Origin of the sequence: Ralstonia sp. UBA689 (genome assembly GCF_002298975.1) — a bacterium.
Lineage (GTDB): Bacteria > Pseudomonadota > Gammaproteobacteria > Burkholderiales > Burkholderiaceae > Ralstonia.
On record NZ_DBMV01000010.1, the window covers coordinates 181,469 to 196,490 of the forward strand.

A 15,022-nucleotide genomic window follows, 5' to 3' on the forward strand; every position below is an offset into this window, starting at 1 on the left:
ATGGTTGTCTCCGAATGGATTGGAATCGTTATGGCAACCATTGTTGGCGCGAGATTTGATATCGCACAATGCAATATTGTCGATAATCTCTATCGCTGATCCAGATAGTGATACCGCCATGACCGCACTGCCCGATTTCGACATGAACCTGCTGCCGATCCTGCTGGCGCTGCACGATGCGCGCAGCGTGAGCATGGCAGCGCAGCAGCTCGGTATGAGCCAACCGGGCGTGAGCACAGCGCTGGCCAAGCTGCGCACGGCGTTCGACGACCCGCTGTTCGTGCGCACCTCGCGCGGCATGGAGCCGACGCCGCGCGCGCTGGCGCTCATCCCGGCGGCGCGCGATGTGCTCGCGCGCGTGCAGCAGGGCATCCTGGAAACCGGCGCATTCGATCCGGCAACCACCACGCACCTGTTCTCGATTGCGCTGTCGGACGTGGGCGAGATGGTGTTCCTGCCGCGCATTGTCGAAGCGATGGCGCGCGAGGCGCCGCGTGCGTCGGTGCAGTCCGTGTCGCTGCCGCCCGCGCAGATCGAGCGCGCATTGGAAACCGGCTCGCTTGACTTGGCGGTCGGCTACTTTCCCGACCTCAAGAAGACCAACTTCTTCCAGCAGCGGCTGTTCACGCATTACTTCACGTGCATCGTGCGGGCGGACCACCCAGTCACGCGCGGCGGCAATACCAAGCTGTCGATGAGCCAGTTCCTCGAATATGGCCACGCCGTGGTGCGCGCCGAGGGGCGCAGCCAGGAGCTGTACGAACGCTTCCTGGAACGCAAACGCATCCGCCGCAAGCACACGCTGCTCACGCCTCACTTCATGAGCATCCCGTTCATCCTCGCGCGGACGGACCTGATTGCGACGGTGCCGCACGCCGTGGGCCTGACTTTCATGCAGTCGCACGCCAATATCCGCGTCATGGAGCCGCCGCTGGAACTGCCCAGCTTCGACCTCAAACAGCACTGGCACCGCAAGTTCCACAACGATGCACGCAGCCAGTGGTTCCGGGCGCTGGTGTCGTCGTTGTTCAACGACGAGGCCGATGAATGGCGCGAGCCCGGCCACCAGCCCGCCAAACGCAAGAACACGAAGTAGCGACCTTACGACGCATGTTCACAATCCGAACACTCGGTTGCAATGCGAACACGAAGTCTTTAGGATCGTCGCCACGCGCAGGCGACGCCCCCACGTCACCGTCCGGCCCACGCTTGCCTATCAACCCTTGGAGACCTTCATGAAACGTCGTGCCCTGCTGTTGAGCGCCGCTACCGTTGCCACAATTGGTGCGCTGATGACCACGTTGCCAGCCTTCGCCGATGAGCCGATCAAGATCGGCCTGATCGCGCCCTTCTCCGGCCCCTTCGCCGACTACGGCAAGCAGATGGAAGGCGGTATCAAGGCGTATCAGAAGCTGCATGGCATGACTGCCGGCGGGCGCCAGGTGCAGATCATCATGAAGGACACGACAGGCCCCGCGCCGGACGTTGCCAAGCGTCTGGCGCAAGAGCTGGTGGTGCGCGACAAGGTGGACTTCCTGGCGGGCTTCGGCCTCACGCCGGAAGCGCTGGCCGTGACGCCCATTGCGCAGCAGGCCAAGAAGCCGATGGTGATCTTCAACGCCGCATCGTCGTCGATCACGACCAAGTCGGACTACGTGACGCGCGTGTCGATGACGCTGCCGCAAGTCTCCACGCCGATCGCCTCGTGGGCACTGAAGAACGGCATCAAGCAGGTGGCGACGGTGGTGGCCGATTACGCGCCCGGCATCGATGCCGAGAACGCATTCAAGCAGACCTTCACCGCGGGCGGCGGCCAGGTGGTGGAAGCCGTGCGCGTGCCGCTGCGCAACCCGGAATTTGCTCCGTTCATCCAGCGAGTGAAGGACACCAAGCCGCAAGCCGTGTTCGTCTTCCTGCCGGCCGGCGAGCAGGGCGTGGCGTTCATGAAGGGCTTCCGCGAGCGCGGGCTCGCACAGGCCGGCATCAAGGTCATTGCCACGGGCGATTTGACGGATGACCACGTGCTGCCCGCCATGGGCGATGCGCCGCTGGGCGTGATCACATCGTTCCACTACTCGGCGGCGCACGATTCGCCGCAAAACAAGACGTTCCTGAAGGCCTTTGCCGATGCCAACCCCAGCGCGGGCCGCCCCAACTTCATGGCGGTGGCCGCGTATGACGGCATCGGCGCGATCTACGACGTGATCAACAAGCTTGGCGGCAAGATCGATGGCGACAAGGCGATGGCCGCCTTCAAGGGCATGAAGATCGACAGCCCGCGCGGCCCCATCACCATTGACCCGGTCACGCGCGATGTGGTGCAGACGGTCTACATCCGCCGCGTGGAGAAAGTCGGCAACGAGCTCTACAACGTCGAATTCGACAAGTTTGCCGACGTGAAAGACCCCGGCAAGTAAGCCTTACGCGACGGCCTCAAGCCACCGACACCAGCCGTTGCAGCAGCGGCGCATCGGCCAGCAAGTCCGCGCTGGCCGATGCGTGGACGATGCGCCCCCGGTCCAGCACCAGCGTGCGCTGCGTCAGTTCCAGCGCCAGGCGCGCGTGCTGTTCCACCACGATCACCGCCATGCCGCCTTCATCCACCAGCGCGCGGATGGCGCGACTCAGTTCCTGCACGATGATCGGCGCCAGTCCTTCCATCGGCTCATCCAGCAACAACAGCGCCGGGTTCGTCACTAGCGCCCGGGCAATGGCAACCATCTGCTGTTCACCGCCCGAGAGCTGGTTGCCGAGGTTGCGGCGCCGCTCCTGCAGGCGCGGGAACGTCTTGTAGACGCGTGCCACATCCCATGCCCCCGGTCGCGCCACGGCGGTCAAATGCTCTTCCACCGTCAGCGACGGAAACATCCACCGCTCCTGCGGCACCCAGCCGAGCCCAGCCCGGGCCCGGCGATGCGGCGCCACCTTGGCAATGTCCGCGCCCTGCCAGCGGATGCGCCCGCCATGCTGGCGCGTGAAGCCCATCAACGTGGCGAGCAGCGTGGTCTTGCCGACGCCGTTGCGGCCCAGCAGCGCAAGGCTGCCGCCTGCCTCCAATTGGAACGACACGTCGTCCAGCACGACAGCATTGCCATAGCCGGCGGTCACGTTCTCGAAGGACAGCAATTCAGGCATGTTCGGCCTCCCCGAGGTAGACCTCGCGCACACGCGGGTCCGCTGCGATCTCCTGCGGTGTGCCTTCGGTCAACACGCGACCGGCCACCAACACGCTGATCCGCTCGGCAAAGCGGAAGACGAGGTTCATGTCGTGCTCGATGAAGAGGATGGTGATGTCGCGCGGCAGGCTGGCAATCACCTCGAACAGCTCGGCGCTCTCCCCGGCCGGGATGCCGGCGGCAGGCTCGTCGAGCAGCAGAATGCGCGGCTGCGTGGCCAGCGCCAGGGCAATCTCCACCAGCCGCTGCTTGCCGTATGGCAGTGCGTGTGTGCGCGACAACGCATCGGCGCCGAGTTGCAGGCGGCACAGCAGGGCCATCGCCTCGTCGCGCGCCTCCTTGTGCGCAGCGACGGTGCGGTGCCAATGCCACGACGCGCCGGTCCGCTCGAAGATGGCGAGCATCACCGACTCCAGCACCGTCAGCCCGGGGAACAGCGTATTGATCTGGAACGTGCGCGTGATGCCGCGCTTGACGCGCTGGTGCGCGGGCAAACGCGTGATGTCTTCTTCGTCCAGCAGCACCTGGCCGGCGGTCGGTGCGAATGCGCCGGTCAACAGATTGATGAAGGTGGTCTTGCCTGCGCCGTTGGGGCCGATCAGCGCGTGGCGGGCGCCGGGGGCGAACGACAGCGAGATATCCGAGTTGGCAAGAAAGCCGCCCCAACGCTTGGACAAACCGCGCGTGGTGAGCGTTGGCGCGGGATGCATCGCCGGGGTGTTCATGCGGCGCCTCCCTTGCGGGCATGCCAGGCCCTGATTGCGGATACAGCCGCTTCCACCCCGCCCAGGATGCCACCGCGCGCAAACAGCACGATCACCATCAGCAGCAGGCCGATCCAGAACTGCCAGTAGACGGGATTGATGCCCGCGAGCACGTCCTGCGCCAGCATGAACACCGCAGCGCCGATCAGCGCACCATATAGCCGCCCCGCGCCACCCAGCACGAGCATGATCAGCAGCTCTGCCGAGCGCGAGAAGCCCAGCGAATCCAGCCCGACAAACTGCGTTGTCTGCGCGAGCAGCCCGCCTGCGACACCTGCAATCGCCGCGCTCACCGTGAAGGCCGCCACCAGTCGCATGCGCACATCGGCGCCGAGGGCCGGCATGCGCTTGGGCCCCTGCTGGATGCCACGCAAGGACAACCCGAACGGCGAGCGCACCAGCCTGCGTAGCAGCGCGAACACCAGAAACAGCACGACAAGGCTATAGACATAACCCGTGCGCCCCGCCAGATCGAACTCGAACGTTCCCAGCAGGTTGCTCATCGTCACGCCGGAAAGGCCATCAACGCCGCCCGTCAGGAACGCCATCTTGTTGGCCGCCTCGTAGAGCATCAACCCGATGCCGAGCGTGACCATCAGCCGTGTCAGGTCTTGCCCGCGCACAACCAGAAAGCTCACGCAGAAGCCCGCCAGCGCGGCGACGACAGCGCCCGCGGCCAGCCCCGTCAACGGCTCGCCCCAGCCATGCGCAGCCAGCAACCCCGCTGCGTACGCCCCGAGCCCGAAAAACCCCGCATGCCCCAGCGACACGATGCCCGCATAGCCGAGCACCAAGTCGAGCGATAACGCAAACAGCCCCACGATCAGCACCTGGCTGCCGAAGACGAGGTAGTCCGGAAAGAGAAAGAAGACCGCAACCGGCACGCACCAGAACGCCATCTCCAACGGCGACCATGCCCCATCCGGCAACCCATGCGATTGGGCTGCATCCTCCGCGTCCGTAGATCGCGCCAACAACTGCTGCACGTTCATGCGCGCCTCCCCAGCAGGCCGCTCGGGAACAGCACGAGCAGCACCACCATCAACCCGTAGATGACGAACGCGCCGACCTCCGGAGCGTAGTATTTGCCTGCCACGTCAAACACGCCCAGCACCAGCGCGGCCAGCAACGTACCCTTGATCGAGCCCGCGCCGCCCACCGCCACGACCAGCAGGAAGTACACCATGTACTTGATCGGGAAGGACGGATCGAGCCCGAGCACATCGATGCCCAGCCCGCCGCCCAGTCCCGCCAGCCCGGAGCCCAGCGCAAACGTGACGGAAAACACCAGGCTCACGTTGATGCCCAGCCCTGCCGAAGCCTGCTGGTTGTCCACCGAAGCCCGCACCTGCGCGCCAAAGCGCGTGCGCTCGATCAGCCAGGCCAGCAACGCCGTCAGCACGATCACCACGCCGATGAGGAAAAGGCGGTAGCGTCCGACCTCCAGCGCGGTATCGAACACGCGCAGTTGCCCACGCAGCATCTCCGGCAATTCAATCGGCTGCTGCGTCGGCCCCCAGACGTAGGTCGCGCCAGCCATTGCCATGAAGACGAGCGCAATGGAGAACAACACCTGGTCAAGCGGACTCGCGCGATACAGCCGGCGATACAGCGTGCGCTCCAGCACGAACCCGATGGCTGCGGTGACAAGAAAAGCGATGGGCAGCGTGACCAGAAACGGCACGCCGAGGCGGTTCATCAGCACCACGCACGCGTAGCCGCCCGCCATCGCGAACGCGCCGTGCGCGAGGTTGATGAAGTTCATCAGGCCCATCGTGACCGACAGGCCGATGCTGATCAGGAACAGCAGGCTGCCGTAGGCCAACCCGTCGAACAACACGCCCAATGCGCTGAGCATGGGTCTCCTCCTTGGGTCTCCGACTCGGCGGCCAGTTTGCCCGGTCTGTGTTGCGTAGCGTCTCCACCGAGACGAAATGTCCTACCTGCCGGCGCCCTCCGCATCCATCTCGGCAAACACTGTCTGCGCCAAGTGAAAGGCATGGTTGGCAGCGGGCACACCACAATAGATGGCGGTCTGCAGCAGCACCTCCTGGATCTCGTCACGCGTCACGCCGTTGTTGGCGGCAGCGCGCAGGTGCAGGCGTAGTTCACCGTCGCGGTTGAGCGCGACCATCATGGCAATCGTCAGCAGGCTGCGCGTATGGCGCGGCAAGCCGGGGCGCGTCCAGATCTCGCCCCAGGCATAGCGTGTGATGAGGTCCTGGAACGGTGCAGTCAGCTCGGTTTGCGCGGCGTTGGCACGGTCGACGTGGGCGTCGCCAAGCACGGCGCGCCGCACCTGCATACCGGCGGCGTGGCGTTCGCGGTCATCCATGAACCGCCTCCTGAGCAACGCCCGTCGTCAGGAAGCTGACCAGTGCGTCGGTGTAGGCGTCGGCCTGTTCCCAATTTGCGAGATGGCCAGCTGAAAGCTCCACGTACTGCGCGCCCGGCACGCCATCCGCGATGAGCTTCGTCTGCGCAGCAGGCGTCGAGATGTCGTGCGTGCCGCCAATCACCAGCATCGGCACGCGGATGTCCTTCAGTTGCGCACGCAAGTCGGCATCGCGGATGGCGGCGCAGTTGCCGTTGTAGCCGGCGCCTGCGGTGCTCAGCAGCATTGCCTTGACGATGTCGACGCGATCCGGCTTGGCGGCACGGTAGCCGGGCGTGAACCAGCGCTCAAGCACCGTTTCGGTCACGCTCTCCATGCCGCCCTGCTCCACCTGGGCAATGCGTGCGTCCCAGCTCTGCTGCGTGCCGATCAGTGCGGCGGTATTGCTGACGACCATGCGCGGGAAGCGCTCGCCGTGATACGCAGCCAGCCACAGACCGGTCAGGCCGCCCATCGACAGCCCGCAGAACAGCGCGAGGTCGATGTCGTAATGATCCAGCAGTGCGAGCACATCGCCGCCGAGCTGCGCAACGCCAAACGGCGCATCGGGCACGCTCGACTGGCCGTGGCCCCGCTGGTCATAGCGCAGAAGGCGGAAATGCTGGCGCAACGCATCCAGTTGCGGCGCCCACATGCCGAGGTTGGTGCCCAGCGAGTTGGACAACACCAGCACCGGCTTGCCTGCGGCGGGCCCGTCGTCGAATTCGTGATAAAGGCGGACGTTGTCGTGTTCGAGCCAAGGCATGGTGTCTCCGTAGGAATGGGGTTCAGGGGTGGCGGCGGGCGTGCTCGGCCAGCACGCGATCGACAGCGGCGCCCGCGTCGCCGAGGTAATGGGCCGGATCGAGCAGCGCGGCCAGCCGTTGCGGCGTGGCGCTGCCCCAGATGCGCAGGACGTCGGCATCAGCGGCCAGCACGTCACGCAGCGTCTTGCTTTCCTGCACGGCCTTGCGGCTGGCGGCTTCCACCACGTGATGCGCTTGCAAGCGCCCGAGATCGGCGCCGAGTGCCAGCATCACCGCCTCGCCAAGAATCAGGCCGTGTGTGAAGTCCAGGTTGGCGCGCATGCGGGCGGCATCGACATGCAGACCTTCAATGACTTCGCGCATTCGGTCGAGTGCACCTGCGGTCAGGCAGGCCATCTCGCGCAAGGTCGCCCACTGCGCCTGCCAGCCGCCGAGCGCGCGCTCGTGTTCCTGCGGCAGACCGGCCAGCAGCGTGCTCGCCAATCCGGACATGCGCGTTGCCGCCGCCAGCACCGTCGCGCAACCCACCGGGTTGCGCTTGTGCGGCATGGTGGACGAGCCGCCCTTTCCCGCACCCGACGGCTCGGCGACTTCGCCCACCTCGGTCTGCATCATCAGGGAGAGATCGCGTGCAAAGTGACCAAGCGTGCCGGTCAGCAGCGCAAGCGCAGCGCCAATCTCGGCCACACGATCCTGCTCACCGTGCCACGACAGCGTGGGCAGCGGCAAGTCGAGTTCCTGCGCCAGCGTCTGTGCGACAGCGCAAGCGTGCTCGCCCAGGCTCGCCAGCGTGCCGGCCGCACCACCGAACTGCAGCGTCGGCACATGCGCACGCAGCGCGGCAAAACGGTCCTGAGCACGATGGACCGCCTCCAGCCAGCCGGAGACCTTGCGGCCAAACGTAGTCGGCAGTGCTTGCTGCAACCACGTGCGGGCCACCATGGGCGTATTGCGATGGCGCTGCGCCAGCGCCGCCAGCGCGTCAGCCAGCTTCTGCAAATCCGCGTCGATCAATTCAGCGGACTGCCGCCACTGCAGCATCAAGCCCGTGTCGATGATGTCCTGGCTGGTCGCGCCCCAATGCACGTAGCGCGCAGCGTCTTCATCGTGCTGGGCGACGGCGGCGGTCAGTTGCCTGACCAGCGGAATGGCAAGGTTGCCCGCGCTGGCGGCTGCGTTGCCGAGGGCGTCCAGATCGAGCGCAGCCTTGGCGCACACCGCGCGGATCGGCGCGGCGGCCTCGGCCGGAATCACGCCGACCGCGCCCTCGGCCTGTGCCAGCGCCGCCTCCACATCCAACATCGCACGCACAGTGGCTGCGTCGGACCACACCGCCAACATGGCCGGTGTGGAGAAAGCGCGATCGAGCAGGCCGAAGGTCATGGCGGGACGCCTCAACTCAAACGCGCTCGATCACCAGCGCAATGCCCTGGCCCACGCCAATGCACATCGTGCACAGCGCATAGCGGCCACCGGTGCGGTGCAGTTGGTACATCGCCGTCGTCACCAGGCGCGCACCGCTCATGCCGAGCGGGTGGCCGAGCGCGATGGCGCCGCCGTTCGGATTGACGCGCGGATCATCGTCCCGCAAGCCAAGCTGGCGTGTGACGGCGAGACCTTGCGCGGCAAACGCTTCGTTCAGCTCGATCACGTCCATCTGGTCGATCGTCAAACCCAGTTGCTTGAGCAGCTTCTGCGATGCCGGCGCCGGGCCGATGCCCATCACGCGCGGCGGCACACCGGCCGTGGCCATGCCAACGACGCGTGCACGCGGCGTCAGGCCAAAGCGCTTGGCGGACGCTTCATTGGCCAGCAGCAGCGCGCAAGCGCCATCGTTCACGCCCGACGCATTGCCGGCGGTGACAGAGCCGTCCGGACGCACGACGCCCTTGAGCTTGGCCAGCGCTTCCATGGTGGTCGCGCGCGGGTGTTCGTCGCGGTTCACGACAATGGCGTCGCCCTTCTTCTGCGGAATCGTCACCGGGGTGATTTCCTGCGCGAGCGTGCCATCTTCCTGCGCGCGCGCGGCGTTGGCCTGGCTGCGCAGCGCGAAGCGGTCCTGGTCTTCGCGGTTGACCTTGTAGTCGGTGGCGACGTTCTCGGCGGTTTCGGGCATCGAATCGACGCCGTACTGCGCGCGCATCAACGGGTTGATGAAGCGCCAGCCGATGGTGGTGTCGTAGATGGCAGCGTCACGCGAAAACGCGCTGGCAGCCTTGCCCATCACAAACGGCGCGCGGCTCATGCTTTCCACGCCGCCGGCGATCATCAGCGAAGTCTCGCCGGCGCGGATGGCACGCGCAGCGGTGCCGGTGGCGTCCATGCCCGAGCCGCACAAGCGGTTGATGGTCGAGCCCGGCACGCTATCGGGCAGCCCGGCCAGCAGCAACGACATGCGCGCCACGTTGCGATTGTCCTCGCCGGCCTGGTTGGCGCAGCCGTAGATCACATCGTCGATGGCCGACCAGTCGACCTGCGGGTTGCGCGCCATGAGCGCCTTGAGCGGCACCGCGCCCAGATCGTCTGCTCGCACGGCAGAGAGGCTGCCGCCGTAGCGGCCGATGGGCGTGCGGATGGCATCGCAAATGAAGGCTTCCGTCATGATGTGTTCCGTCTCCAAGAATCGTTATAAGGCACGACGCAGCGGCGCAGCCGTCAGCGTCTGCAGCGTATCGAAATCAAGGCCGTCTGCCATCTCGCGCATGACCAGCCCTTCGGGTGTAATGTCGATCACGGCCAAGTCGGTGTAGATGGTATCGACGCAGCCGATGCCCGTCAGCGGATACGTGCACTGCTGCACGATCTTGCTGTCGCCCTGCTTGGTCAGGTGTTCCATCATCACGAAGACCTGCTTGGCTCCGATCGCCAGATCCATCGCCCCGCCCACGGCAGGAATTGCGTCCGGTGCGCCGGTGTGCCAGTTGGCCAGATCGCCCGTGGCCGACACCTGGAAGGCGCCGAGCACGCAATAGTCGAGATGGCCGCCTCGCATCATGGCGAACGAATCGGCGTGATGGAAGAACGACGCGCCAGGCTTGGCGGTGACAGGCTGCTTGCCGGCGTTGATGAGGTCTTCATCTTCCTCGCCGGGCGCGGGTGCCGGGCCCATGCCGAGTAGGCCGTTCTCGGTGTGCAGCAGAATTTCGCGGTCGGCGGGCAGTTGGTTGGCGACCAATGTCGGCAAGCCGATGCCCAGGTTGACGACCGAGCCGTCGGGAATGTCGCGCGCCACGCGGGCGGCGATCTGGTCACGTGTCCAGCGGCGCACGGCGGTGAGATTGACTTCGCTCATGCGGTCGCCTCCTGACGAATCGCGTTCATCTTGTCTTCGTGGTATCGGCGACGGCCTGCATTCGCGGACGTGCGCATCCCCGCTACGCGGGGCCCCTGCTTGCTGCTCATGCGGCCTCCTTGGCAACTTGCCCGGCGCTGATCTGCACCACGCGCTTGACGAAGATTCCCGGCGTAACGATGTGCTCCGGGTCCAGCACGCCCAGCTCCACCGTCTCGCTGACTTGCGCGATGGTGCACTTGGCCCCCATCGCCATCACCGGGCCGAAGTTGCGCGCGGTCTTGCGGTAGACAAGGTTGCCCCAGCGGTCGGCGCGCAGGGCCTTGATCAGAGCGTAGTCGGCGGTCAGCGGCAGCTCAAACACGTAGGGCTTGCCGTCGATGATGCGCGTTTCCTTGCCTTCGGCCAGTTGCGTGCCGTACGCGGTCGGGCAGAAGAAGCCGCCAATGCCGGCGCCCGCGGCACGGATGCGCTCGGCCAGATTGCCCTGCGGCACGAGTTCCAGTTCGATCTCGCCGGCGCGGTAGAGCGCGTCGAACACGTAGGAATCGGCCTGGCGCGGGAACGAGCACACGATCTTGCGCACACGGCGCGCCTTGAGCAGCGCGGCCAGGCCCGTCTCGCCATTGCCGGCATTGTTATTGATGATGGTGAGTTCGCGCGCGCCGTGGGCAATCAACCCGTCGATGAGCTCGGAAGGCATGCCGGCGGTACCGAACCCGCCAATCATGATGGTGGCGCCGTCCGGGATATCGGCCAGCGCGGCCTCCACAGACGGACAGATCTTGTTGATCACTTGACATTCTCCGGCAGGGGCGCCGGCTGGTTTTTCACAGCCCGGCACCGCTCGGAGCATCGCGGGGCCGTAGAAAAGCCCGGCCACAAAGAGGGTGGCCTGCGAGTCTCCTGTTTGACGACTGGACCGACCGGGCCTTCGCTGCCTGGCCTCAATCTCTCATTTGTTCGATATCCGAACTCGCGTTCGATCCAAGAACGAATCTACGCCTCCCCGCCGGCCGATGTCAAGGCGTACGCATAGCGATCAGGCGTTCGAGTAGCGAAACCCCGGGAATGCCAGTAGTCTTGAGGCCAGTACTCCGCTTTTGCCTGTCCTTCGCATGTCCGCCGCCGAACTGCCCACCGAAAAACCCAGCGACTCCTACGTGCAATCCTTTGCGCGCGGGCTGTCCGTCATCCGTGCATTCAACGCGGAGCGCCCCGAGCAAACGCTGTCCGAAGTCGCCGAGGCGACCGGCCTCACGCGTGCCGGCGCCCGCCGCATCCTGCTCACACTGGTGAGCCTCGGTTACGTCAGCTTTGAAGGTCGGCTGTTTCGCCTCACGCCCAAGATTCTCGATCTGGGGTTCGCCTATCTCACCTCGATGCCGTTCTGGAATCTTGCCGAACCGGTGATGGAAGAACTGGTGCAGACGGTGCACGAGAGCTGCTCGGCGTCGGTGCTCGACGGCACGGAAATCGTCTACGTGCTGCGCGTGCCCACGCAGAAGATCATCGCGCTGAACCTTGCGGTGGGCAGCCGGCTGCCGGCGTTCTGCACCTCGATGGGCCGCGTGCTGCTGTCGGGCTTGCCAGAAGACCGGCTCGACGCGGTACTGCGCGAGTCCGACCGGCGTGCACGCACGCAACGCACCATCACCGAGGTCGACGCACTGAAGGAAGTCATTGCCGGCGTGCGCCAGCAGGGTTGGGCGCTGGTCGACCAGGAACTGGAGGAAGGGCTGATCTCGCTGTCGGCACCCATCCGCAACCGGGCAGGCGATATCATCGCGGCCATGAACATCAGCGGACAGGCCAACCGCACCTCGGCCAAGCAGATGACCAAGCAGTTTCTCGGGCCGCTGCAGCAGGCGGCCGAGCGCATTTCGGCCATGGTGCGCGTGCGCACCTGACTTGGCTGACCTGGGTCAGAACACAGACGTTCAGGCGCCAATCGGGGGTGCCGTGTGCCTCGCATCCCGACGGTTTTTTCAATAAAATTGTCGCTCCGTGGGCAAAGAGGATGTCTGTGACTCAACACGCCGCCATTCGGACCGGTCTGGATGTGAAAGGCCGCCGGTATCGCCCGTGGGCGAGCGCTGCGCGCACCCTGGCGTTTGCCCTGCCGCTGCTGACCGGCCCTGTGTGGGCACAATCTCCGCCCCCGACGCCTGCGGCCGCCGCCCTGCAGGAGCTGTCCCCGCTGGCGCGCATGCTGGTTGGCGCCGCAACGGGCCGCAGCACCGCCGCCGCGGGCGTGCCCGCCCTCACCGGCCCGGCCCGCAACGCCGACCGCGCCCTCACCCAGGCCTGCGCCGAGATCAACCGCTACACCCCCGTGCCGCTCGACCGCGAGACCGCGCTGGCCCAGTGCACGCTGATGCAGAAGAAGAACCTCGTCTTCATCATCACGCTGACCAACTACGCCGCGCACTCGGCGGCGTCGCAGGGCTTCCGGCTGAACTTCGTGCCGATCCTGCAGAAAAACATCTGCAACAACGGCGACGTGCGTATCCTCACCCGCCTGGGCCTGAGCCTGGTCTACCGGTATCGCGGCAACGACCACGAGATGGTCGGTGACGTGCCCATCAACGAGTCGATCTGCGGCACGCTGTAGGGACCTGCTCATACTTGGAACGTGCGCCCCGGGAATCCCCGGATGGAGCCCGGTCGGCCGCCATGTCATTAATGGCAGACAATGTGCCTTTCTCCAGAAGCACGCCATGCCCCTGCCCTGCTGCGCCAGCCTTCCGAGCCTGCTCTCTTGCGCATGGCCACCGCAGCCGGCACTCCCAAGCCACTTCGAACCCGCATCTGTGCAACCCGTCCCAAACCGCCTGCCGACCCGCGCCTGTGCCGCTGGAGCGTCGGCTAAAGTTGGACGCTTCGGGCGCCGCACGGGCTCCTGCCCTGATCGCCTCACCTCAAGGCTTGGGGCCACCCTCATATGTTTATCCGGATAATGAGCAGCCACGCCGGCCGCGCACCTGTATGCTCGCGGTCGATCCTGATTCGCGCACTGTCCACAACCCAAGTCGTCAAGGAGAAAATCCAATGAAAACAAGCCGACGTCTGACACAATTTGCCGGCGCCGCCGTGCTGGCTGCAGCCACCCTGGTCGCCACGACCGCCCACGCCGACCAGCTCGCCGACATCAAGAAGAAAGGCGAGCTCGTCTGCGGCGTGCTCGGCACCGACGAGCCGTTCAGCTTCCTGAAGGACCCGATGAGCCGCGAGATCGTCGGCTACGACGTCGACATGTGCAACGCCGTGGCCAAGAGCATCGGCGTGAAGCCGGTGCTCAAGCAACTGGCTGTGGCCGCACGCCTGCCCGAGCTGCAGCAGGGCCGCGTCGACCTGCTGGCCGCCTCGCTCACGCACAACAAGGAGCGTGAGGCGCAGATCGACTTCTCGGTGTCGACCTTCATCACCGGCCAGAAGGCCATGGTCAAGAAGGACAGCGGCATCACGTCACTGAGCCAGCTCGATGGCAAAAAGCTCCTGACGGTCAAGGGCTCCACCATGGAAGCCAACATCGCCAAGGCCATCAAGAACGCCGACGTCGTCTCGTTCGACAACAGCCCGCAGGCGCTGCTGGCCCTGCAGCAAGGCAAGGGCGCGGCCTACGTGAACGACGAAACCACGCTGATCGGCAACATGGCCAAGATGGGCCCGGCCTCGAAGGATTACGCAATCCTGCCGCAGAACCTCTCGACCGAGCACATCGCGCTGGGCATCCGCAAGGGTGAGCCCGCCTTCAAGAAGCAAGTCGACGACGTACTGCTGGGCATGGAAAAGAGCGGCGAAGCGCAGAAGCTCTTCGACAAGTGGTTCGGCCCGACCACGAAGATGGCTTTCCCGCAGCGCACCTTCAAAATCTCCACCGACAAGATCGACTAATCGCACGCCGTACCGCCCGGACCGGGTTCTTGCCCTGGTCCGGGCTGTGAATCTCCATGCCCCAATTCGATCTGTCGATGCTGCTCTCGGGGCAGTATCACCAGTGGCTTGTCAGCGGTTTCCTCCTGTCGATCAAGCTGTCGGTGCTGGCCTTCGTGCTGGCACTGCCGCTGGCCATCGTCGTGGCGCTGCTGCGCCTGGCACCCGCCGCGCCGCTGCGCGCCATCGGCCAGACCTTCGTCGAGGCCATCCGCAACGTTCCGCTGCTCGCCCACATGCTGTTCTGGTACTTCGGCGCGCCGCAAATCCTGCCGCAGTTCATCAAGGACTGGCTCTACAGCCTGAACTACGAAGCCGCAAGCGCCGTCATCGCGCTCGTGCTCTACACGGCCGCCTACATGGCGGAGGACATCCGCAGCGGCATCCGCTCGATCCCGAAGGAGCAGCTTGAAGCCAGCCGCGCGCTGGGCCTCTCCTTTCTGCAGGCGATGCGGCTGGTGGTGCTGCCGCAATCGCTGCGTGTGACCGTGCCGCCGCTGGTCAGCCAAACGTTGAACCTGTGGAAAAACTCGAGCATCGCCATGGTGATCGGCGTGGCCGAGCTGATGTACCAGGCGCAGCAAGTGGAGTCCGCCACTTTCCGCGGCTTTGAGGCGTTTGCATTTGCCACCGCGGCCTACCTGACCATCTCGATTGCGATCACCGTGTTCTCGGCGTGGTATCAGCATCGCTACCCAGTACGAGCGCAGTAG

Annotated in this window: 16 protein-coding genes; 6 read left to right on the plus strand and 10 right to left on the minus strand. The window is 65.5% G+C overall.

The genetic code is table 11. The annotated features are described in order from the left end of the window. Positions 1-118: 118 nt before the first annotated feature. Together B4F51_RS05480 and B4F51_RS05485 are read left to right on the plus strand one after the other, a co-directional pair. Positions 119-1,096 carry a LysR family transcriptional regulator gene (locus tag B4F51_RS05480; RefSeq protein ID WP_296224079.1) on the plus strand — a complete coding sequence of 326 codons (978 nt, stop codon included), beginning with the start codon at positions 119-121 and terminating at the stop codon, positions 1,094-1,096. Positions 1,097-1,235: 139 nt separating this feature from the next. Further along, complete coding sequence (locus B4F51_RS05485; protein WP_296224080.1) at positions 1,236-2,417, plus strand: ABC transporter substrate-binding protein; 1,182 nt, start codon at positions 1,236-1,238, stop codon at positions 2,415-2,417. 16 nt (positions 2,418-2,433) lie between these two features. Here the strand turns inward: B4F51_RS05485 and B4F51_RS05490 are convergent, their stop codons facing one another. From B4F51_RS05490 to B4F51_RS05535, 10 genes are all read right to left on the minus strand, one after another. Continuing rightward, positions 2,434-3,135, minus strand: a complete 702-nt coding sequence (locus tag B4F51_RS05490; RefSeq protein WP_296224081.1) for an ABC transporter ATP-binding protein — start codon at positions 3,133-3,135, stop codon at positions 2,434-2,436. Beyond that, positions 3,128-3,901 (minus strand): ABC transporter ATP-binding protein, encoded by a 774-nt coding sequence (locus B4F51_RS05495; protein ID WP_296224082.1) that lies wholly within the window; start codon positions 3,899-3,901, stop codon positions 3,128-3,130. The genes B4F51_RS05490 and B4F51_RS05495 overlap by 8 nt, the downstream gene beginning before the upstream one ends. Continuing rightward, positions 3,898-4,932: a branched-chain amino acid ABC transporter permease gene (locus B4F51_RS05500; protein ID WP_296224083.1), complete on the minus strand. Its 1,035-nt coding sequence runs from the start codon at positions 4,930-4,932 to the stop codon at positions 3,898-3,900. The genes B4F51_RS05495 and B4F51_RS05500 overlap by 4 nt, the downstream gene beginning before the upstream one ends. Further along, positions 4,929-5,798 (minus strand): branched-chain amino acid ABC transporter permease, encoded by an 870-nt coding sequence (locus B4F51_RS05505; protein ID WP_296224084.1) that lies wholly within the window; start codon positions 5,796-5,798, stop codon positions 4,929-4,931. The genes B4F51_RS05500 and B4F51_RS05505 overlap by 4 nt, the downstream gene beginning before the upstream one ends. Before the next feature lie 81 nt (positions 5,799-5,879). Further along, positions 5,880-6,275, minus strand: a complete 396-nt coding sequence (pcaC, locus tag B4F51_RS05510) for a 4-carboxymuconolactone decarboxylase (protein WP_296224085.1) — start codon at positions 6,273-6,275, stop codon at positions 5,880-5,882. Next, a complete protein-coding gene (gene pcaD, locus B4F51_RS05515) occupies positions 6,268-7,080 on the minus strand; it encodes a 3-oxoadipate enol-lactonase (RefSeq protein WP_296224086.1) in 813 nt (270 codons plus the stop codon). Before pcaD ends, pcaC begins: the two co-directional genes overlap by 8 nt. A 22-nt stretch (positions 7,081-7,102) precedes the next feature. Further along, positions 7,103-8,464: a 3-carboxy-cis,cis-muconate cycloisomerase gene (locus tag B4F51_RS05520; protein WP_296224087.1), complete on the minus strand. Its 1,362-nt coding sequence runs from the start codon at positions 8,462-8,464 to the stop codon at positions 7,103-7,105. A gap of 16 nt (positions 8,465-8,480) precedes the next feature. Then, positions 8,481-9,683: a 3-oxoadipyl-CoA thiolase gene (gene pcaF / locus B4F51_RS05525; protein ID WP_296224088.1), complete on the minus strand. Its 1,203-nt coding sequence runs from the start codon at positions 9,681-9,683 to the stop codon at positions 8,481-8,483. Between the two features lie 24 nt (positions 9,684-9,707). Further along, positions 9,708-10,373: a CoA transferase subunit B gene (locus tag B4F51_RS05530; RefSeq protein ID WP_296224089.1), complete on the minus strand. Its 666-nt coding sequence runs from the start codon at positions 10,371-10,373 to the stop codon at positions 9,708-9,710. Positions 10,374-10,479: 106 nt separating this feature from the next. After that, on the minus strand, positions 10,480-11,169 hold the full coding sequence (locus tag B4F51_RS05535; RefSeq protein WP_296224090.1) for a 3-oxoacid CoA-transferase subunit A: 690 nt from the start codon (positions 11,167-11,169) through the stop codon (positions 10,480-10,482). 322 nt (positions 11,170-11,491) lie between these two features. Here B4F51_RS05535 and B4F51_RS05540 point away from each other — a divergent pair, with 322 nt between their 5' ends. From B4F51_RS05540 to B4F51_RS05555, 4 genes are all read left to right on the plus strand, one after another. Beyond that, on the plus strand, positions 11,492-12,283 hold the full coding sequence (locus B4F51_RS05540) for an IclR family transcriptional regulator (RefSeq protein WP_296224091.1): 792 nt from the start codon (positions 11,492-11,494) through the stop codon (positions 12,281-12,283). A 110-nt stretch (positions 12,284-12,393) separates the two neighbouring features. Beyond that, a complete protein-coding gene (locus B4F51_RS05545; RefSeq protein WP_296224092.1) occupies positions 12,394-12,987 on the plus strand; it encodes a hypothetical protein in 594 nt (197 codons plus the stop codon). Between the two features lie 437 nt (positions 12,988-13,424). Then, positions 13,425-14,270, plus strand: a complete 846-nt coding sequence (locus B4F51_RS05550; RefSeq protein ID WP_296224093.1) for an ABC transporter substrate-binding protein — start codon at positions 13,425-13,427, stop codon at positions 14,268-14,270. 56 nt (positions 14,271-14,326) lie between these two features. Beyond that, complete coding sequence (locus B4F51_RS05555) at positions 14,327-15,022, plus strand: amino acid ABC transporter permease (protein WP_296224094.1); 696 nt, start codon at positions 14,327-14,329, stop codon at positions 15,020-15,022.